This window comes from Kocuria sp. CCUG 69068, from assembly GCF_020833785.1.
Lineage (GTDB): Bacteria > Actinomycetota > Actinomycetes > Actinomycetales > Micrococcaceae > Kocuria > Kocuria rosea.
Genome location: NZ_PDDL01000004.1, coordinates 24,998 through 45,284, shown reverse-complemented (window position 1 = coordinate 45,284; position 20,287 = coordinate 24,998). Strand labels below are relative to the sequence as shown.

Below are 20,287 nucleotides of genomic sequence, written 5' to 3'. Positions count from 1 at the left end.
CATGAGTTTCGACAACAGCTCCCAGCTGGACGCCTCCCGCGTCGGCAGCGGCGGCGGGCGGGGACGCGGGATCGCCGTGGGCGGTGGACTGGGCGGCGGACTGCTGCTGCTCGTCGTGGGGCTGCTCTTCGGCCAGGACGGCATCGACGCGATCACCGGCGGGGGCGGCCAGGACACCGGGTCGCAGACCTCCGTGGAGCAGGAGCGGGCGGAGCGGTGCCGGACCGGTGAGGACGCCAACCGGTACACCGACTGCCGGATGATCGCCACCGCGCAGAGCCTCGACCAGTTCTGGGAGGACTACCTGCCGCAGGCCACGGGCGAGCAGTACGTGATGCCCGGCGTGGAGCTGTTCGAGGGCCAGACCAACACCGGGTGCGGCGCGGCGTCCTCGGCCGTGGGCCCGTTCTACTGCCCCGCGGACGAGACCGCCTACCTCGACATCGCGTTCTTCGACGAGCTGCAGACCCAGTTCGGCGCCGGGGGCGGCCCGCTGGCCGAGGAGTACGTGCTCGCCCACGAGTTCGGCCACCACATCCAGAACCAGATCGGCACCCTCGGCTACGCCCAGCAGGACCCGCAGGGCCCCGAGTCCAGCGCCGTGCGCGTGGAGCTGCAGGCCGACTGCCTCGCCGGGCTGTGGGCCGGCGGCGCCGCCGGAGACACGTCAGGGGCCGTGGACCTGGGCGACATCTCCCAGGAGGAGCTCGACCAGGCCCTCGACGCCGCCTCCGCGATCGGCGACGACCGGATCCAGGGGACCACCCAGGGACGGGTCAGCCCCGAGAACTTCACCCACGGCGCCTCCGCCCAGCGGCAGCTGTGGTTCTACGCGGGCTACCGGACCGGCGACATCAACGCCTGCGACACCTTCAGCGCCCGCGACCTGAACGCCCCGCCGGCCCTCTGACCCCAGGTCACCGCGCTACCCGGGACACCGAGTTCCCACTCCGGCGCCGCCTGGGGCACCGAGCCCCCACAGTGCTCGCAGACCCCCAATCCGATCGTGGGATGTTGCGAGCTCTCTGGGGACTCGGCACTGGTCGATGCGCGGATGGCGGTACACCTGACTCGGGTTGCCCACTATTAGCTAATCTGCCCCCATGACGACAAGGACGGCGGTGGCGATCTACGCCCGCATCTCCCAAGACCGCACCGGCGAGGAACTGGGAGTGACACGCCAGCTGGAGGACTGCCGCGCCGAGGCACAACGACGCGGCTGGCAGGTCGCGGACGAGTACGTCGACGACGACATCTCGGCATACTCGGGCAAGAAAAGACCCCAGTACGAACGCATGCTCACCGACATCGCCGAAGGGCGCCGGGACGGGGTGATCGTGTGGCACATGGACCGACTGCACCGCCGCCCAGTTAAGCTAGAACGGTTCGTGGACACCTGCACCGCCGCCGGAGTCCGCGACGTGGTCACGCTGTCCGGAGACGTGGACCTGGTTCACGGGGACGGTCTGCTGATGGCCCGTCTGCTGGCCGCAGTGGCCGCTAACGAGTCGGACTCCAAACGCCGTCGAGGCGCCCGCAAGGCCTTGGAGGTCGCCCAATCCGGACGGCCCGTGATGGGCGGGCCGCGCCCGTTCGGCTTCCAGGACGACCGGGTGAGCCACCACCCCACCGAAGCCCCGATCATCGCGGAGCTTGCCGCACGCGCCCTGGCCGGGGAGACCCTGACGTCGCTGGCGAGCTGGTTGCAGGAGACCGGCGTGAAGACGGTGACGGGCAGGGAATGGCGCACCAACACGCTCCGGACACAACTGACCAGCCCGCGCATGTGGGGCATGCGCGTCCACCAGGGCCAGGTCATCGGCCCCGCCCAGTGGGAACCGATCATCACCCCCGAACAGGGCGAGAGGCTGCGGCGGCTGCTGCTGGACCCATCGAGACGTACCAACCGCAGCGCACGCCGTTACCTGCTTTCCGGCCTGCTGGTGTGCGGCAAGTGCGGTAACCGCATGCACTCGGCACCCCGCTACGACACCCGCCGCTACGGCTGCCGGACCAGCCCAGACTTCGGAGGGTGCGGGGGCGTGTACATCTACGCCGAAATGCTCGAGCAGTTCATCACCGAAGCCGTGCTGTTGCGCCTGGACTCACCCGCCATGGACCAAGCACTCACCGAGGACGGCATCGACCACGACCAGCTCCGCACCCTGGCCGACACCATCGACACGCAGAAGCGCCGCCTGGACGACCTGGCCACCATGTGGGCCGACGGAGAGATTTCCAAGGAGGAATGGCGTACCGCCCGGAACCGGATTGAGGCGAAGCTCAAAGACGCCAGGAGCCGGTTCGACCGGCTCAATCGACGTGACGCGGTCACCGAGTACATCGGCCAGGGCCAGCAGCTACAGGAAGTCTGGAAGTCCCTCAACCTCTCCCGGCAGGTCGCCATCGTCAAAGCCGTCTTGAACTCCGTCACGATCCTGCCCGCCATTCATCTCGGGCGGCACGGACTGGACCACGATCGGGTCGTGCCCGACTGGCGGCAGTGAGGACAGGGCGGCCGGTCGCGTGCTCGGCGCCGGGGCGCCGTGCGCGCGCGACCGCTCCGCCCTCGCCCCCAACAGCACACCGAGCTCGTGCAATGCCGCCGGATCGGTGATCTTCTCCGGTACTCCTTGTGCTGCACAGGTGGAGCTGACCCATGCCGCCACCACGGACGGATCGGTCTTGCCCACGATCAGATATCCCACTGCGCCCAGATGGCCGGCGGACCATCCCAGGACTCCACCTGATCGGAGTTCCAGCGCACCGCCGGCTCCGCGCCAAGAACCTCGGATGCCTGCTCAATGACCGACCCGGGGCTGTCCCCGTGCAGGCGTCTCACCTTCGGTTGGAAGCCCTGACCGAGGTCGTAGCGGTGCATCCCCAGCGCCCGGGTGTTCGGGTCGGTGAAGGTTTTGGTGACGTACTTGGACAGATACCGCGCCGCCAGCCGCGCCTCACCGAGCGAGCCGGACCCGACCGGCAGATCTCCCAGCAGTTTGATGTGCACGAACCCCCGGCCCCACGCCTCGCTGATGAGATGCCGCGAGATGTAGCGCCCCACGGCGAAGTGCACGTGGAAGTGCACCCCGTCCTTGTGCAGTTCCGGCACCCAGGCGTACGGCAGAGGATCGCCGCCAAGGCTGTCGCGCAGTTGCCGGAAGAACAGCCCGGCATGTGCCCGGACCAGGCGGGGGTCAGTGCACCGAGGTTCGCCGTAGGTGAGAGTGCCCAGACGGTTCAGCCGGTTGGCCGCGCAGTATCGCCGCAGTTTGGCCCGAGCACGGCGTGCCGCCTCTTGGGCGGCTCGCTCGGGATCAACGGCAGACCCGGGAGCAACGTAGGAGCGGTCGGGCCGTTGGGATGAGACAAAGCAACCACCGCCCTCCCCGGCATCGGGGTACAAAGACAGACGCCACCCCGCATCGACGGCAAGAGGAAGCGTAGGTGCAGCGGAGGAACGAAAAGCGGACATGACACACCCTGGAGGTCAGGAACCACGAAGGTTCGCACTATCGCCAGAGAGTGAGCAGACACCCAAGGGAACCGTTACAGTCCCGCGACGTCGCCAGCAGACGCACGCCGTGCAAGACCGGGAGAGCAACTGCACCAGATCCCTTGTAGTCGCACAATTTAGCATCCGGGTGCACCCAGGCACAGTGACGAGGATGGAGCACCCCAACGAGTTACGTTGCTAGTTCAAGTCAAGGCGCGGCGCTACGCGCCGCACTCCACACCCGTGCGCTCGATTAGATCAACCCATCCGTTGATAATCTTTCTTCCTTCATACATCGAGGTAAGACCGCGGCGCATGAGTTTCATGGGGGCACGGAGATCACGGGACTTCGCTTCGATGGGCTCCATGACATCGATCATCTGCTTCAACGACCCCAAGCCTGCGTCAGCGGAAGACGCCATCTCAAGTACCGAGTCGAAGAAACCACAAGCCTCCTGCTTGAACTCGGGGTTATCCTGGAGCTCCGCGGGCACTTGCTGGATCATTATCGTGATCCCCTGATCAACATCATTAAGTTGCTTAGTAAATTGCTCGCTGTGCTCGAAAATATTTCCAGCTGGTTCCGCGAGTGCATTAGCCATTTTTCGGAATACGGTGAGGCGGGCAGCGAAAGCCTTGGGACTTGAGTTTGCCGCTTCGACATCGGCCTTGCCTGAGACGAAAATCTCTGCAACTGTGCCGATTTCTTCCCCTATGGCTTCAAGGGTTTCAGCCCATTCGGGGAGCGCCTCCTCAGCCTGGGCCATCAGATCAACGGTGCCCGGGGCGTCGTCCTCCTCTTCCGGGAGTTCGCCCGCCGCCTGAGCGATGTCGGCTTGGTCGGCTATAACGTTTGCCTCGGCCAACCGAGTGGCCATTCTGCCGACCGCACGACGGTAGTCCGGCGACGTTGTGGATTCATATCGAAGATCGGTCCAGTCTTCCCATTGGAAGCGCTTAATTAGATCCATCGCATCGTCATCCGATGGATCCTGACGGAGCCTCGGGAAATCAATATAGAGGATGGGCATAATCAGCTCTTCTAAGCCCAAACGCTGGGCACGGCGTGCAAAGTAGTTCAGTTCCCGCCGACATTCGGGGCTTTGGAAGTATCGAGGGGTGATTACAGGAATAAAAAAGGCGATAGAAGCAAGCGATTCATCGACGGAATTCCGCCAGTCATCCCCCCACTGCAACTCATCGCGATCGAGGAACAAATCGATAGAGTCCCCCGTAATCATTTCAAACTGAGCGACTACATCTCGCGCCAGTTGGGCAATCCTTCCCCCCTCGGCATTGTCGTCCGCGTGCACATAGGACCAAAACCCTTTTCCATCAGCCATAGGTCGATGCTAACGCATCAGCCTTGGCGGTGTCTTGGTACCTTGTCGCATTGCCGAGGTGGGTGCACCGTCGTCGGTCAGCGGCGGCGGCTGTCCCGCACCTGGACGCCCGGGTTCTGCCGGCGGACGTCGAAGAGGCCGGTGGCCTCGATGAGGTCGCTGAGCTTGCGGTACCCGTAGTTGCGGGAGTCGAAGGACGCCTGGTTGCCGATCTGCTGGCCGACGGCGCCGAGGTGCGCCCAGCCGTCGTCGCCGCTGGCGGCGTCCACCGCGCTCCGCAGCATCCTGACCAGCCGGGCGTCCCCGCGCAGCGCCTGCTGCGGCGCGGCCGCCGGCGCCTCCCCGGGCTTCTCCTCGGCGGGCTCCCCCAGGCTCTCCACGTAGGTGAACTGCGAGCAGGCGTTGATGAACGGCTCCGGCGTCTGCCGCTGGCCGAAGCCGTAGACCTTGTGCCCGTCGGTGAGGATCCGCATCACCAGCGGGGTGAAGTCGGCGTCGCTGGAGACGATCGCGAAGCCGTCGACCGATCCCGCGTAGAGGAGGTCCATCGCGTCGATCACCATGGCCATGTCCGAGGCGTTCTTGCCGGTGCTGTAGGCGAACTGCTGGATCGGCCGGATCGCGTACGCGTGCAGCACCGCCTCCCACTGCTGCAGGTGCGGGCTCTTCCAGTTGCCGTAGGCGCGCCGGACGTTCGCGGCGCCGTGGCGGGCCACTTCGGCGAGGACCACGTCGATCTTGGCCGCCGGTGCGTTGTCGGCGTCGATGAGCAGGGCGATGCGCTTTTCGTCGGTGTTCACGCGTCGACTCTGCCACGGACCGGGCCCGAGCGGAGCACGGGACGCGCGGCGGGGCGTTCTCGGGGAGCGCCGAGGGGTGCTCAGGCCAGGGACAGGGCGAAGGACAGCGCGAAGCCCGCCGCCGTGCTCAGCGCCACCGCCGGCCCGCCGTGCTCGTAGGCCTCCGGCATGAGGGTGTCGGCCAGGGACGCGATCACCGCGCCGGCGGCGAAGGCGAGCGGCAGGGAGATCGTCTCGGGGTCGCTGCCGGCCAGCGGACCGGCGCCGACCAGCACGGCCACCACCAGGAGCACGGCGCAGACCGACCAGAGCAGGACGGCCTTCCCGCGGGACATGCCCTGCTCGCGCATGGACGCCGCGCCGACCAGGGACTCGGGCAGGTTGGACACGAAGATCGCCGCGAGCAGGGCCAGCCCGCCCGTGCCCTCGGTGAGCGAGACGCCCAGCGCCACGTTCTCCGGCACGCCGTCCAGGGTGACGGCGGCCAGCAGCGCCAGCCCCGCGGCGCCGCCGGTGGAGGCGGCCGTCGGCGCCTTCTCGTCCGCGGCGGCGTCGGTGTCCAGCTTGACGCTGCCCTGCTGCTGCTCCGCGTCAGCGGAGGCCGGTCCCGGCTGCGCCCAGCGGTCCAGGAGGGCGCTGAGCGCCGTGAAGACCACGGCGCCGGCGAAGAGACCGATGACGGCGAGCCAGATTCCGCCCCGCTCGTAGGCGTCCTCGAACAGCTCGAAGGCCAGCGCGGTGATGAGCGCGCCCGCGGCGAAGGACAGCAGGATGGCGAGCAGGCGCTTGGGGAGCTCGAAGCGCACGCCGACCAGCGCCCCGATGACGAGCGCGCTCGAGGCGACGATCCCGAAGAGCAGGCTCTGGCCCATGACGGCAGTGTAGGAGCGCGCGGCGGCGGCGCACCCACAATTCGCAAGGTTACTTATCGAACGGGGCGCGGCACGACGACGCCCCGCCCACCTCCTGCGAGGTGGGCGGGGCGGTGTCGGTGCGGAGGAGGACTCAGATGTTGAAGCCCAGGGCCCGCATCTGGTCGCGGCCGTCCTCGGTGATCCGGTCGGGACCCCACGGCGGCATCCAGACCCAGTTGACGCGCCACTCGTCCACCATGGGGTCGAGGTTCTGCGCGCACTGCTCCTCGATGACGTCCTGCAGCGGGCACGCGGCCGTGGTCAGGGTCATGTCGAGCACCAGGGCGCCGTCCTCGGCCCACTTGGAGCCGTAGAGCAGGCCAAGGTCCACGATGTTGACGCCGAGCTCGGGGTCGATGACGTTCTTGAGCGCCTCCTCGACCTCCTCGGCGGAGGGCCGGCCCGCGGTCGCGGGGTCGGCGGTGGTCTCAGCAGGGGTGTCGGCCATCGCTGGCCTCCTTTCGAAAGCTGGTGGGGTCGGAGCCGCTTACTTGGCGGGAGCCAGGTAGCGGTCGTAGCCCTCGTTCTCGAGCCGCTCGGCGAGCTCGGGACCGCCCTCGTCGACCACGCGGCCGTCGTGGAACACGTGCACGAACTGCGGCTTGATGTAGCGCAGGATGCGGGTGTAGTGGGTGATGAGCATGACGCCCATGTCGTTGGTCTCCAGGGCGCGGTTGACGCCCTCGGAGACGACCTTGAGCGCGTCCACGTCGAGCCCGGAGTCGGTCTCGTCCAGCAGGGCGATCTTCGGCTTGAGCAGCTCGAGCTGGAGGATCTCGTGGCGCTTCTTCTCGCCGCCGGAGAAGCCCTCGTTGACGTTGCGCTGGATCATGTCGGGGCTGATCTTCAGCTGTTCCATGGCGGCCTTGACGTCCTTGGTCCACGTGCGCAGCGAGGGGGCCTCGCCGTCGATCGCGGTCTTGGCCGTGCGCAGGAAGTTGGAGGTCGTCACGCCGGGGATCTCCACCGGGTACTGCATGGCCAGGAAGAGCCCGGCGCGGGCGCGCTCGTCCACGGACATCTCCAGGACGTTCTGGCCGTCGAGGAGGACCTCGCCGGAGTCGACGACGTACTTGGGGTGCCCGGCGATGGTGGAGGCCAGCGTGGACTTGCCGGAGCCGTTGGGGCCCATGATCGCGTGCACCTCACCGGAGGTGATGGTCAGGTTCACGCCCTTGAGGATCGGCTTGGTGGTCTCGTCGTCGAGCACGACGGACGCGTGCAGGTCCTTGATCTCGAGAGTTGCCATGGATGGTTCTCCTGTGGTCGAAAAAGTCTGGGGTCGGAAGGGTGCGTGCGGGCGCGGCGGATCAGTAGTTCGCGGAGGCGAGCTCGTCCTGGACGGACCCGCGCAGCCGCTCCTCGATGTCCGGGACACCGATCTGCTGAATGATCTCGAAGAGGAACCCGCGGACCACGAGCCGGCGCGCCTCGTCCTCGGGGATGCCCCGGGACATGAGGTAGTACAGGTGCTCGTCGTCCAGCTGGCCCGTGGTGGAGGCGTGGCCCGCACCGGTGATGAGGCCGGTCTCGATCTCAAGGTTCGGCACGGAGTCCATCCGCGGGCCGTCGTTGAGGATCAGGTTCCGGTTGAGCTCGTAGGTGTCGGTGGCCTCCGCGGTGGCGCGGATGAGGACGTCGCCGATCCACACGCCGTGCGCGTTCTCGCCCTGCAGCGCGGACTTGTAGGTCACCCGCGAGGTGCAGTGCGGCTGGGAGTGGTCCACGAACAGCCGGGACTCCAGGTGCTGGCCGGCGTCCACGAAGGTCAGCCCGTACATCTCCACGGACCCGCCCGGGGCGTCGAAGCGGGTGGACGGGGTGACCCGCACGAGGTCGCCGCCGAGGCTGACGAGCACGTGCTTGAAGGTCGCGGACCTGCCGAGGCGCGCCTGCTGGGAGGAGGCGTGCACGGCGTCGTCGTCCCACTCCTGGAGGGTCACCACGGTGAGGTTCGCGGAGTCGGCGACCCGGAACTCGACGTTCTGCGAGAGCACGGCGTTGCCGTGGTGGCGCAGGACCACGAGGGCCTTGGAGAAGGGCTGGGCGTCGATCACGAGGTGCTGGGCCGCCGGGGTGGCGTCCGAGCCGTGGATGTCGACGAGCACGGGCGCGGCGACCTCGGTCTCCTGCGGCACGGTGAGCACCGTGGCCTCGGTGACGCTGCTCCACGCGTTGGCGGAGACGCGGTCCTCGGGGATCCCGGCGCTGCCGATGCGGGCGTCGTCCCGGCCCACGGTCTCGACGCGCACGGCGTCCGAGTCGACGGTCACCGCGGGTGCCGGGCCGGTCAGGGCGTCGGCGTGCAGCCCCTTGAGGCGCTTGAGCGGGGTGAACCGGAAGTCCTCCTCCCGGCCGGTGAGCTTCGGGAAGTCGGCGACGTCGTAGGACGTGCGCCGCCCGGCCCGCGAGGAGTCGGGCACGCCGGAGATGTCGCCGTGGGCGGTGTGCCGCACCAGGGTGTCGTTCTCGACCTTGTCGCGGGCCAGCCGCTCCCCCTCCAGGTCCATGCCCGGGATGGCGACGCGCCCCTCCCCGGTGCGGACCCCGTCGACCTTCTCGCCCAGGTTGCCGTAGGCGTCCTTGGCCGCGCCGACGGCCTTGTCGGCCACCGCGGTGGCCGCGGAGGCGGCGGCCTCCGTGGCGTTGCGAATCGTTTCGTTCAGCTTGGACATGTCAGCCAACGGATCCTTCCATCTGCAGTTCGATGAGGCGGTTGAGTTCGAGCGCGTACTCCATGGGCAGCTCGCGGGCGATCGGCTCCACGAACCCGCGCACGATCATCGCCATGGCCTCGTCCTCGGCCATCCCGCGCTGCATGAGGTAGAACAGCTGCTCCTCGGAGACGCGCGAGACGGTCGCCTCGTGGCCCATGGTGACGTCGTCCTCGCGGATGTCGACGTACGGGTACGTGTCGGAGCGGGAGATCGTGTCCACCAGCAGGGCGTCGCAGACCACGTTGGACCTCGAGCCGTGGGCGCCCTCGCGCACCTGCACGAGACCGCGGTAGGCGGCGCGGCCGCCGTTGCGGGCCACGGACTTCGAGACGATCGACGACGACGTGTTCGGGGCGATGTGCACCATCTTGGACCCGGTGTCCTGGTGCTGCCCCTCGCCGGCGAACGCGATCGAGAGGGTCTCGCCGCGGGCGTGCTCGCCGGTCATGTAGACCGCCGGGTACTTCTGGGTGACCTTCGAGCCGATGTTGCCGTCGATCCACTCCATGGTGGCGCCCTCGTGGGCGATCGCGCGCTTGGTCACGAGGTTGTACACGTTGTTCGACCAGTTCTGGATGGTCGTGTAGCGCACGCGGGCGTTCTTCTTGACGATGATCTCCACGACGGCGGAGTGCAGCGAGTCGGTCTTGTAGATCGGCGCGGTGCAGCCCTCGATGTAGTGGACGTAGGAGTCCTCGTCCGCGATGATGAGCGTCCGCTCGAACTGGCCCATGTTCTCCGTGTTGATGCGGAAGTAGGCCTGCAGCGGGATCTCGACGTGCACGCCCTTGGGGACGTAGACGAAGGAGCCGCCGGACCACACGGCCGTGTTCAGGGACGCGAACTTGTTGTCGCCCACGGGGATGACCGTGCCGAAGTACTCCGCGAAGAGCTCCGGGTGCTCCTTGAGCGCGGTGTCGGTGTCGAGGAAAATGACGCCCTGCTCCTCCAGGTCCTCGCGGATCTGGTGGTAGACGACCTCGGACTCGTACTGGGCGGCCACGCCGGAGACGAGCCGTCCGCGCTCGGCCTCGGGGATGCCGAGCTTCTCGTAGGTGTTGCGGATGTCCTCGGGCAGGTCCTCCCAGGTGGCGGCCTGCTTCTCCGTGGAGCGCACGAAGTACTTGATGTTGTCGAAGTCGATCCCGGACAGGTCCGCGCCCCACGTGGGCATGGGCTTGCGGTCGAAGAACTTCAGGCCCTTCAGCCGCAGGTCGGTCATCCACTGCGGTTCACTCTTCTTCGCGGAGATGTCCCGGACGACGTCCTCGTCGACACCGCGGCGCGCGGAGGCGCCGGCCACGTCCGAGTCGGCCCAGCCGTACTCGTAGGTGCCGATGCCCTCGAGCTCGGGGTTCTTCTCCAGGATGTCGGCGATGACAGTGTCGTTGCCGCTGGCGATCTGGTCAGTCATGACGGCCTTCCTCTGTTGTCTGGTCTGTGGCGCGGGCCGCGGTGCGGTCCACGGAAGTCGGTGCCGCGGCGGGTCCCGGCCGCGTGAGGGGCACGTGCGTGGTGCACACGTGCGCGCCGGCGGCCTGGGTCGAGAGCCGGCGGACGTCGGTGCCGAGCAGCCGGGCGATGAGCTCGGTCTCCAGCTCGCAGAACTGCGGGTAGCGGGCGGCCAGCTCGCGCACGGGGCAGTGCCCCTGGCACAGCTGCGCCGAGACGATGGTGCGGGACTCGCCGCGGCCGACGGCCACCTCGTTGGTGGAGGCGGCGAACCCGTCGCGGCTGAGCAGCCGCACCAGGACGGGCAGACGGTCGGCGACGTCGTCCCCGGCGGCCTCGACCTCGGGGCGGTAGGAGGCCTCCAGGCGGTCCACGCGCTCCTGGATGAAGGCGTGCACGGCGTCCGGGCCGGCGATGCGGCGGATGGACTCCAGCGCGTCGGTCGCGATCTCGAGGTAGTCGTCGCCGAGTTTGGCGTGGCCCTCGGGGGCGACGACGTAGCGCCGCGCGGGGCGGCCGGCGCCCCCGCTGCGGCGGCGGACCATGGTGACCTCGATGAAGTGCTGCTGCTCGAGGGCGTCCAGGTGCCGGCGCACGGCGGCCGGGGTCAGCTCGAGCATCTCGCCGAGGTCCGCGGCGGAGACGGGACCGTGCTCCAGGACGGCGCCGAGCACGCGCGAGCGGGTGTTCTCCTCCTGCTCCGCCCGCGGGCCGGAGCGGGACCTGCTCCGGGCGTCCGTGGTCTGAGTCATGGGTGAACCGTTCGCTTCCTGCTCGGGGGTGGAGGCTCTCGTGCTGCAGCGCGCGACCCGCAAGGGACGCTTCTAATACACAACCGGAGTATGTCGTAATTCATTCCGGTCTGACCAGTAAGTGGAGCCTTACCGGGCTCCGTCCAAGAATCACGACTTACTCATAATAACCCCGGGGCGCGGTGGGGCCAAGGGGGCCGGGCCGCGGGCGCGCCCGCACTACACTGGTCCGGTGCCCGCCCAGAGTCCCCCCGCGTCCTCGCCCGCGCTCTCGATCGAGCGCCTCGTGAAGGAGTTCCCGGTCCGCCGGCGCCGCTCCCGGCGCCCGGCCGGACCGGGCGCGGCGCGCGCCGACGTGGTGCACGCCGTCGACGGCCTGTCCCTCACCGCGCGGCACGGCGAGATCACGGCGCTGCTGGGCCCCAACGGCGCGGGCAAGACGACCACCCTGGAGTGCGCCCAGGGGCTGCAGCGGCCCACGGGCGGCACTGTCCGGCTGCTGGGGCAGGACCCGTGGCGGGCCAGCCCGGCGCTGCGCGCCCGCGTGGGCGTGATGCTCCAGGACGGCGGGCTCCCCCAGGCGGTGCGCCCGCTGGAGCTGCTCCGGCACGTGGCGTCCCTCTACCGCAGCCCCCGGGACATGGACGAGCTCGTGGAGCGGCTCGGCATCAGCAGCTTCGACCGCACCGTGGTCCGCCGGCTCTCCGGCGGCCAGCGCCAGCGCGTGGCCCTGGCGGCGGCCCTCGCGGGCAACCCGGAGGTGCTCTTCCTCGACGAGCCCTCGGCCGGGATGGACCCGCAGTCCCGCAACATCGTCTTCGACCTCGTCCAGCAGCTGCGCCGGGAGGGGGTGTGCATCATCCTCACCACGCACCTGCTCGACGACGCCCAGCGTCTCGCCGACCAGGTCTACATCGTGGACCACGGCCGGGTCATGGCCCAGGGGTCCGTGGCGGAGCTGGTGGCCCCCGGCGCCGACGCCCCTGCCGTGCTCGTGCTGACGCTGGCCCCGGAGCAGCTGCGCGCGGGGCCGTTCCCGTGGGACGGCCCCGGGTTCGAGGGCGTCCGGGCGGACCGCGCCGACCGCACCGTGACCCTCACCGGCGTCCTCACGCCCCCGATGCTCGAGACCGTGACCCGGTGGTTCACCGCGACCGGCACGCTGCCCGAGTCCCTGTCCCTCCAGCCGCGCACCCTCGAGGACGTCTTCCTCGACATCTCCGGACGGGAGATCCGATGACCGCCCCCGCCCTGCCCACCGCCACCGCCCCCCGCCCGGAGCCCGCCACCCTGGCCCGCCGGGTGGCCGCCCAGGCCCGCTACGAGACGCGGGCCGTGCTGCGCAACGGCGAGCAGCTGCTGCTGCTGGTCATCCTGCCGCTCATGGCCCTCGTGGCCCTGACCCTCACCGATCTGCTGGACGCCGCCGTCCCGGCCGGCGCCTCCCGGGTGGACGTCGCCGTGCCGGGCGTGCTGGCGCTGTGCGTGCTCTCCAACGCCTTCTCGGGCCAGGGCATCCAGACCGGCTTCGACCGCCGCTACGGGGTCCTGCGCTTCCTCTCCACCACTCCCCTGGGCCGCGGCGGGCTGATCGCCGGCAAGCTGCTCGCGATCGTCGCGGTGCTCGTGGTGCAGTACGTGCTGGTGGCCGCGCTCGGCGCGGCCCTCGGCTGGCGCCCGGACGCGGCCACCGTGCTCGTCTCCGTGCCGGTGCTGCTGCTCGGCGCCGCGGCGTTCACCGGGCTGGGGCTGCTCCTCGCCGGCACGGTGCGCGCCGAGGCGACCCTCGCCGTCACCAACCTCGTGTGGGTGCTGCTCGCCGCCGTGGGCGGCACCCTGTTCCCCTCGAGCACGCTGCCGGCGGGGCTCACCTGGGTGGTGGAGGTGCTCCCCTCCGGCGCGCTGGGCACCGCCCTGCGCGAGACGTTCCTCACCGGGGCGTCCACGCCGCTGCCGGTGCTGGTGCTCCTCGTCTGGGCCGCCGCCGCCTGGGCCGGAGCCGTGCGCTGGTTCCGGTGGAGCTGAGCCGCCGGTCCGGACCCGGCCCCGAGGGCCCGTCCCGGTCGGCGGGACCCGGGGGCCGCGGAGGCGGATAAACTGGGCGCGGAGACCCCGCCGCACCGACCCCGTCCGGAAGTGAACTCATGAACCGCGCCAGCGACCCCAGCGACGTCGACGTCCGCGAGCACGGCGGCGGCCTGCTGCCGAGCCGGATCACCCCGTGGGTGCGGTGGCTCGCCGTCGCGTCGCTGGTGGCGAACTCCGTGCTCATCCTCACCGGCGGGCTCGTCCGGCTGACCGGCTCGGGCCTGGGCTGCCCCACCTGGCCCCGGTGCACGGACGAGTCCTGGACCAACACCCCCGAGATGGGCATGCACGGCCTCATCGAGTTCGGCAACCGGCTGCTGACCTTCCTGCTGGCCGCCGTGGCGGTGCTGACGTTCCTGGCCGTGCTCCGGCTGCGCCACGAGCACCGCGACCTCTTCCGGATCGCCCTGCTGCTGGGTCTCGGCATCCCGCTGCAGGCCGTGGTCGGCGGGATCACCGTGCTCACCGGGCTCAACCCGTGGATCGTGGGCATCCACTACCTCATCTCCGGGGCGATGATCGCGCTGGCCACGGTGCTGGTCAACCGCACCCGGCGGCGCTCCCTGCCTGCCGTGCGGGACGCCGAGCGCCCCGGCCAGGCCTACGGGCAGCGGCGGACCGTCCGCGGGCTCATGGTGAGCCTGGGGGTGCTCACCGCGCTGATCCTCTACCTGGGCACCCTGGTCACGGGCACCGGCCCGCACGCCGGGGACGACACCACCGCCCGGCACGCGTTCGACGCCTACCTCGTCACCCGCGCCCACGCGGTCCCCGTGTACCTGATCGTCGCGGCCGTGGTCCTCGGGCTCGTGCTCGCCCGCCGGCACCGGTGGCCCGTGCCGCTGGCCTCGGGCCTCAACGTGCTCCTGGCCGCGCTGGTCCTGCAGGCGCTCATCGGCTACTACCAGTACTTCAACGGCGTGCCGATCGTCGCCGTGGCCCTGCACCTGGTGGGCTCCGCGGTGCTGATCTGGGCCACGGCCCGCACCGTGGAGAAGGGCTTCGCGGTCACCCGCACCCCGGCCCCGGTGCTGCGCAGCACCGACCGGGCGCAGCCGGCCGAGGCCCCGTCCCGCGGCTGAGGCCCTCAGGCCCGCTCGTCGGGCGCCTCGTCGAGCAGCTCCTCGACGGCCTGGGCCAGGCGCTGCCGGCTGGCCGAGGGGATCGGCAGCAGCGGCCGCCGCGGCGGGGCCGTGCTGACGCCGCACACCTCGGCCAGGGCGTACAGGGAGCTCAGGGGCCGCTCCTGGCGCAGGATCTCCATCAGCGGGGTCAGCGCCGCCTGCCAGGTGCGCACCGCGCGGTCGTCGCCCGAGACCACCGCGGCCCGGAAGGCGGCGTACTGGCGCGGGAGCACCGCGGCGATCCCGGAGTGCCAGGCCGCGGCGTCCGGCGCCGCCTCGTGGAGCAGCCGCTCCCCGCTGACCCCGTGGGCCGTCCCCGGCTCCGCCAGCTCGGCGAACCGGTGCCGACGTGCGGCGAGGTCCGCCGGGGAGTCCGCGGTGTCCTTGAACGCGCTGACGTTCTCCAGCCAGGACAGCTCGGCGGCGAGCTCCACCGGGTACGTGAAGCCCGTCGTCGTCGGGTTGTTGTAGATGCACAGCGGCAGGGACACGGCCGCCGAGACCGTCTCCACCTGGTCGGCGATCTCCTGGGAGACGAGCGGGATGTAGGACAGCGGATTGAGCACGAGCCCGTCCGCACCCCCGTTCTCCGCGGCGTAGGCCATCTCGAGGACCTCGCGGGTGGTCATCGCGGAGATCCCCGCCCCCACCGGCACCCCGGAGCCGCGGGCGGCCTCCACGGCGACGCCCACGACCTCGGCCCGCTCCTCCCCGGAGAGGTACGCGAAGCTGCCCGAGCTGCCCAGGACCACCAGGGCGTCCACGCCCGATCGGGACAGCCGGCCGACGTAGCGCCCGAAGGACTCCAGGTCCAGGCGGCCACCCTGCTGGAAGGGTGTGATCGGGTAGGCGACGAGCCCGGTGAAGGTCATGCTGAGCATGCGACCATCCTAGGTCCGGCCGGTCCCCCGGCCGGACGCGGACGCCGCGGGGCCCGCCGGCCCCGACGGGCTCAGAGGACGGGGCCGCCCACGAACGGGTCGACGGCCAGGGCGAGGAACACGAAGGTGATGTAGGCGATCGAGCCGTGGAAGACGTGCATCGCCTGCTTGTCCGTGGGCCGGCCGGCCACCGCGAGGGCGTGCAGCTTGTGGCTGTGGCCCACGAACCAGGCGCCCGAGGCCAGGGCGGTCACGGCGTAGACCCAGCCGGCGCCGCCGACGGGGACGAGCAGCAGCGAGCACACCACCGTGGCCCACGCGTACAGGACCACCTGGCTGCCCACGGTGCGGGCCCCGGCCACGGCGCCCAGCATGGGGACCCCGGCGCGGGAGTAGTCGTCGGCGTACTTCATGGACAGCGGCCAGTAGTGCGGCGGGGTCCACAGGAAGATGAACAGGAACAGCACGAGCGCGGGCCAGTCGAGGCCGCCCGTCACGGCGGCCCATCCGATCAGCACCGGCATGCACCCGGCGACCCCGCCCCAGACGATGTTCTGGGCGGTGCGGCGCTTGAGCACGATCGAGTAGAAGACGGCGTAGAGGAAGATGGCCGCCGCGCCCAGGGCGCCGGCGAGCACGTTGACCCCGATCGTGAGCCAGGCGACCGACACGGCCGTGAGGACCCACGCGAAGACGAGGGCCTCGCGGTCGGTGACCTCTCCGGTGACCAGCGGGCGCTTGGCCGTGCGCTTCATCACCCGGTCCTCGTCCCGATCGATGTAGCAGTTGAAGGCGCCGGCCGCACCCGCCGCGAGCGTGCCGCCCACGAGGGTGTTGAGGATGAGCCAGAGGTTCGGCATGCCCTGCTGGGCGAAGATCATGGTCGGCACGGTCGCCACGAGCAGCAGCTCGATGATCCGCGGCTTCATGAGGGCCACGTAGGCCCGCACCTTGCGGGAGGCCGTCATCCGTCCCTCGCGGAGGGGGGCCGCCGCATCACCCGTGTGCCCGTTGCCGAGGACGGCTCGTCCTGCGGGTCCCGACGTCTCGAGTGAGTTCACAGAATCATTGCTCCCGGTTGCGGTGGTGTTCCCCCGGCTCCGTGCGCGAGGTCGGCCCGGAGACGGTGCGTCGCCGGCACGCAGGAGCGGTCGGCGCGGTGGTCGCGGGCGCGGAAGAAGGTCCTATACAGCATAGCGCGTGGCGGCGTCCGTTCCCGCTCCGGACATGACGGGAAAGACGTCCGGGGCCTCGGGGACCGGTGCCGTCGGTCACACGCCCGAAATGCGCGTGACCTAAGCTGGACCCAAACCGCCGGTCCACGACCGGCACCCGCTGCGCACGGCAGCGGACCCCAATGGAAAGGGCACCGAATCTTGGCGACCGAACTCGATCAGAAGCTGACCTGGACCGAGCAGGACCGGCGTGCCGTGGACACGGTGCGGGTGCTGGCCGCGGACGCGGTGGAGAAGGTGGGCAACGGCCACCCCGGCACGGCGATGTCCCTGGCGCCGGCGGCGTATCTGCTGTTCCAGAAGGTGATGCGCCACGACCCGCGTGATGACCGGTGGACGGGCCGTGACCGCTTCATCCTCTCCCCCGGGCACACCTCGCTGACGCTGTACCTGCAGCTGTTCCTCTCCGGCTACGGCATGGAGCTCGAGGACATCGAGTCCCTGCGGACCTGGGGCTCGAAGACCCCGGGCCACCCCGAGTACCGGCACACCACCGGGGTGGAGATCACCACCGGCCCGCTGGGCCAGGGCCTGGCCTCGGCCGTGGGCTTCGCCTACGCCCAGCGCTACACCCGCGGCCTGTTCGACCCCGAGGCCCCCGCGGGCGAGTCCGTCTTCGACCACACCGTGTACGTGATCGCCTCCGACGGCGACCTCCAGGAGGGCGTGACCTCCGAGGCGTCCTCGCTGGCCGGGGTGCAGGAGCTGGGCAACCTCGTGGTGATCTACGACCAGAACCACATCTCGATCGAGGACGACACGGACGTGGCGTTCACCGAGGACGTCCTGGCCCGCTACGAGGCCTACGGCTGGGACGTGGCCCGGGTGGACTGGACGAAGACCGGGGACTACGTCGAGGACGTCGAGGAGCTCTACGCCGCGATCCGCGCGGCGAAGGCCGAGACCGCCAAGCCCTCGTTGATCGCCCTGCGCACGATCATCGGGTACCCGGCGCCGGGAAAGCAGAACACCGGGGGCATCCACGGCTCCAAGCTCGGGGCCGAGGAGGTCGCGGCGACCAAGGAGATCCTCGGGTTCGACCCCGAGAAGTCCTTCGTGGTGGAGGACGATGTCATCGCCCACACCCGCGGCATCCAGGACCGCATGAAGCAGGTCCGCGACGAGTGGGAGCGGCAGTTCCAGGCCTGGCGGGAGGCCAACCCGGAGCGGGCGAAGCTCTACGACCGGATCCGCGCCGAGGAGCTGCCCGAGAACTACGCCGACGCGTTCCCCGTCTTCGAGGCCGGCAAGGACGTGGCCACCCGCTCGGCCTCCGGCAAGGTGATCAACGCGATCGCCGACACGTTCCCCGAGCTGTGGGGCGGATCGGCCGACCTGGCCGGCTCCAACAACACCACCATCGAGTCCGCGCCCTCCTTCATTCCCGAGGCCCGCTCCACCGCGAAGTGGACCGGCAACCCCTACGGGCGGGTGCTGCACTTCGGCATCCGCGAGCACGCCGCGGCGGCGATCGTCAACGGCATCACCATGTCCTCCCAGACCCGGGCGTTCTCCGGGACGTTCCTGATCTTCTCCGACTACCAGCGCCCGGCCGTGCGCCTGGGCGCGCTGATGAAGGTCCCCTCGATCTACGTGTGGACCCACGACTCCATCGGCCTCGGCGAGGACGGACCCACCCACCAGCCCGTGGAGCAGCTCTCGGCGCTGCGCGCGATCCCGGGCCTGGACGTGGTGCGCCCGGCCGACGCCAACGAGACCGCGATCGCGTGGCGGACGATGCTGGAGAACCGGCACGGCCCGGCCGGGATCGCCCTGACCCGTCAGAACGTGCCCACCTTCGCCCGGGTGGATCTGCACCCCGAGGCCGACGGGGAGAAGTTCGCCTCCGCCGAGGGCGTGGCCCGCGGCGGCTACGTCCTGGCCGACACCGAGGGCACCCCGGACGTGATCCTCATCGGCACCGGCTCCGAGGTCTCCCTGGCCGTGGCGGCCCGCGAGCAGCTGGCGGCGCAGGGGGTGGCCGCCCGGGTGGTGTCCATGCCGTGCCGGGAGTGGTTCGACGCCCAGGACGCCGAGTACCGCGAGTCCGTACTGCCGGCGGCCGTGAAGGCCCGCGTGTCGGTGGAGGCCGGGATCGCCATGTCCTGGCGTGACCTGCTCGGCGAGCACGGGCGGGCCGTGTCCCTGGAGCACTTCGGGGAGTCCGCCGACTACGAGACCCTCTACCGCGAGTTCGGCATCACCGCCGAGGCCGTCACCGCCGCCGCCCAGGAGTCCCTCACCGCCGCGCAGGCCACCGCCTCCGTGGGCCGCTGAGCCCCGGCGCGCACCGACCGACCACCTTCCCCCGAGCACGAGGAGTGACAGACACATGACCACCCCCACCCAGAAGCTCTCCGACGCCGGCGTCTCGATCTGGCTCGACGACCTCTCCCGCGAACGCCTTGCCTCCGGCGGGCTGCAGCGGCTGATCGACGAGAAGGACGTCGTGGGCGTGACCACGAACCCGACGATCTTCGCCGCCGCGCTGGCCAAGCACGACGCCTACGAGGACCAGGTCAAGCAGCTCGCCGCCGCCGGCACGGACGTGGACGAGGCCGTGCTGGCCATCACCACCGACGACGTGCGCGACGCCTGCGACCTCTTCGCCCCCATCGCCGAGGCCACCCAGGGCGAGGACGGGCGGGTGTCCATCGAGGTGGACCCCCGCCTGGCCCAGGACGCCGAGGCGACCGCCGCCATGGCCCAGCGCCTGTCCCAGACCATCGACCGCCCCAACGCGCTGATCAAGATCCCCGCCACCGAGGCGGGCCTGCCCTCGATCACCGCGACCATCGCCGAGGGGATCTCCGTCAACGTGACGCTGATCTTCTCCCTCGAGCGCTACCGCGCGGTCATCAACGCCTACCAGCTGGGCCTGGAGCAGGCGCTCGAGAACGGCAAGGACCTCTCCACCATCCACTCCGTGGCGTCCTTCTTCGTCTCCCGGGTGGACTCCGAGGTCGACAAGCGCCTGGACGCGATCGGCACCGACGAGGCCGCCGCGCTCAAGAGCAAGGCCGGTCTGGCCAACGCCCGGCTCGCCTACCAGATCTACGAGGACGCCCTGGACACCGAGCGCTGGGAGCGGCTGGCCTCGGCCGGGGCGAACCCGCAGCGCCCGCTGTGGGCCTCCACCGGGGTGAAGGACCCGTCCCTGCCGGACACCCTGTACGTGACCGGGCTGGTGGCCCCGAACACCGTGAACACCATGCCGGAGAAGACCTTGGAGGCCACGTTCGACCACGCCGAGGTCACCGGTGACACCGTCACCGGCACCTACGCGGAGTCCAACGAGCTCCTGGACCGGATCGCCGGCGTGGGGATCTCCTACGACGAGGTCGTCGCCCAGCTCGAGGCGGAGGGGCTCACCAAGTTCGAGGACTCCTGGGCGGAGCTGCTCGACACCGTGCGCGCCGCCCTCGACAACGCCCGCTGAGCCCGTCCCGTCCTGACCCGAGCACCGTCCGTGCCGCCCCACCCGA

General features: G+C 70.2%; 18 protein-coding genes. 7 read left to right on the top strand and 11 right to left on the bottom strand.

Features of this window, described 5'->3' with window-relative positions:
• The first annotated feature begins 1 nt into the window (after window position 1).
• Both CRM73_RS01470 and CRM73_RS01465 read left to right on the top strand, forming a co-directional pair.
• Window positions 2-910: a neutral zinc metallopeptidase gene (locus CRM73_RS01470; RefSeq protein ID WP_229586545.1), complete on the top strand. Its 909-nt coding sequence runs from the start codon at window positions 2-4 to the stop codon at window positions 908-910.
• 211 nt (window positions 911-1,121) lie between these two features.
• On the top strand, window positions 1,122-2,507 hold the full coding sequence (locus CRM73_RS01465) for a recombinase family protein (protein ID WP_229586544.1): 1,386 nt from the start codon (window positions 1,122-1,124) through the stop codon (window positions 2,505-2,507).
• A 188-nt stretch (window positions 2,508-2,695) separates the two neighbouring features.
• Here CRM73_RS01465 and CRM73_RS01460 read toward each other — a convergent pair whose 3' ends face one another.
• The 9 genes from CRM73_RS01460 to CRM73_RS01420 form a co-directional block, all read right to left on the bottom strand.
• Window positions 2,696-3,112 (bottom strand): hypothetical protein, encoded by a 417-nt coding sequence (locus tag CRM73_RS01460; RefSeq protein WP_229586543.1) that lies wholly within the window; start codon window positions 3,110-3,112, stop codon window positions 2,696-2,698.
• A gap of 605 nt (window positions 3,113-3,717) precedes the next feature.
• Entirely contained in the window at window positions 3,718-4,839 is a 1,122-nt protein-coding gene (locus CRM73_RS01455) for a toll/interleukin-1 receptor domain-containing protein (RefSeq protein WP_229586542.1), read from the bottom strand.
• A gap of 77 nt (window positions 4,840-4,916) precedes the next feature.
• On the bottom strand, window positions 4,917-5,639 hold the full coding sequence (locus CRM73_RS01450; protein ID WP_017834300.1) for an NYN domain-containing protein: 723 nt from the start codon (window positions 5,637-5,639) through the stop codon (window positions 4,917-4,919).
• Between the two features lie 80 nt (window positions 5,640-5,719).
• Window positions 5,720-6,511 carry a ZIP family metal transporter gene (locus CRM73_RS01445; RefSeq protein ID WP_229586540.1) on the bottom strand — a complete coding sequence of 264 codons (792 nt, stop codon included), beginning with the start codon at window positions 6,509-6,511 and terminating at the stop codon, window positions 5,720-5,722.
• A gap of 133 nt (window positions 6,512-6,644) precedes the next feature.
• The gene (locus CRM73_RS01440) at window positions 6,645-7,001 is read right to left on the bottom strand and encodes a metal-sulfur cluster assembly factor (protein WP_035923963.1); all 357 of its coding nucleotides are present in this window, start codon (window positions 6,999-7,001) and stop codon (window positions 6,645-6,647) included.
• Between the two features lie 39 nt (window positions 7,002-7,040).
• Window positions 7,041-7,802 carry a Fe-S cluster assembly ATPase SufC gene (gene sufC, locus CRM73_RS01435; RefSeq protein WP_017834303.1) on the bottom strand — a complete coding sequence of 254 codons (762 nt, stop codon included), beginning with the start codon at window positions 7,800-7,802 and terminating at the stop codon, window positions 7,041-7,043.
• A gap of 61 nt (window positions 7,803-7,863) precedes the next feature.
• A complete protein-coding gene (gene sufD / locus CRM73_RS01430) occupies window positions 7,864-9,063 on the bottom strand; it encodes a Fe-S cluster assembly protein SufD (RefSeq protein WP_229586559.1) in 1,200 nt (399 codons plus the stop codon).
• A gap of 166 nt (window positions 9,064-9,229) precedes the next feature.
• Window positions 9,230-10,684, bottom strand: a complete 1,455-nt coding sequence (gene sufB / locus CRM73_RS01425) for a Fe-S cluster assembly protein SufB (protein WP_035923965.1) — start codon at window positions 10,682-10,684, stop codon at window positions 9,230-9,232.
• Window positions 10,677-11,474, bottom strand: coding sequence for a metalloregulator ArsR/SmtB family transcription factor (locus CRM73_RS01420; protein WP_017832790.1), 798 nt, complete (start codon window positions 11,472-11,474; stop codon window positions 10,677-10,679). The genes sufB and CRM73_RS01420 overlap by 8 nt, the downstream gene beginning before the upstream one ends.
• A gap of 232 nt (window positions 11,475-11,706) precedes the next feature.
• Between CRM73_RS01420 and CRM73_RS01415 the strand changes: the two genes are divergently transcribed.
• The 3 genes from CRM73_RS01415 to CRM73_RS01405 all read left to right on the top strand — a co-directional run bounded on the left by CRM73_RS01415 (window position 11,707) and on the right by CRM73_RS01405 (window position 14,644).
• A complete protein-coding gene (locus tag CRM73_RS01415; protein ID WP_031282652.1) occupies window positions 11,707-12,714 on the top strand; it encodes an ABC transporter ATP-binding protein in 1,008 nt (335 codons plus the stop codon).
• Window positions 12,711-13,499, top strand: a complete 789-nt coding sequence (locus CRM73_RS01410) for an ABC transporter permease (RefSeq protein WP_109222864.1) — start codon at window positions 12,711-12,713, stop codon at window positions 13,497-13,499. Before CRM73_RS01415 ends, CRM73_RS01410 begins: the two co-directional genes overlap by 4 nt.
• Before the next feature lie 119 nt (window positions 13,500-13,618).
• Window positions 13,619-14,644, top strand: a complete 1,026-nt coding sequence (locus CRM73_RS01405) for a heme A synthase (protein WP_035923968.1) — start codon at window positions 13,619-13,621, stop codon at window positions 14,642-14,644.
• A 5-nt stretch (window positions 14,645-14,649) separates the two neighbouring features.
• Here CRM73_RS01405 and CRM73_RS01400 read toward each other — a convergent pair whose 3' ends face one another.
• On the bottom strand, window positions 14,650-15,567 hold the full coding sequence (locus CRM73_RS01400; protein ID WP_017832794.1) for a dihydrodipicolinate synthase family protein: 918 nt from the start codon (window positions 15,565-15,567) through the stop codon (window positions 14,650-14,652).
• A gap of 71 nt (window positions 15,568-15,638) precedes the next feature.
• Window positions 15,639-16,535: a heme o synthase gene (locus tag CRM73_RS01395; RefSeq protein ID WP_017832795.1), complete on the bottom strand. Its 897-nt coding sequence runs from the start codon at window positions 16,533-16,535 to the stop codon at window positions 15,639-15,641.
• 408 nt (window positions 16,536-16,943) lie between these two features.
• Here CRM73_RS01395 and tkt point away from each other — a divergent pair, with 408 nt between their 5' ends.
• Together tkt and tal are read left to right on the top strand one after the other, a co-directional pair.
• The gene (gene tkt / locus CRM73_RS01390) at window positions 16,944-19,079 is read left to right on the top strand and encodes a transketolase (RefSeq protein ID WP_229586538.1); all 2,136 of its coding nucleotides are present in this window, start codon (window positions 16,944-16,946) and stop codon (window positions 19,077-19,079) included.
• A 55-nt stretch (window positions 19,080-19,134) separates the two neighbouring features.
• On the top strand, window positions 19,135-20,241 hold the full coding sequence (gene tal / locus CRM73_RS01385) for a transaldolase (protein ID WP_229586536.1): 1,107 nt from the start codon (window positions 19,135-19,137) through the stop codon (window positions 20,239-20,241).
• The last annotated feature ends 46 nt before the right edge of the window (window positions 20,242-20,287 follow it).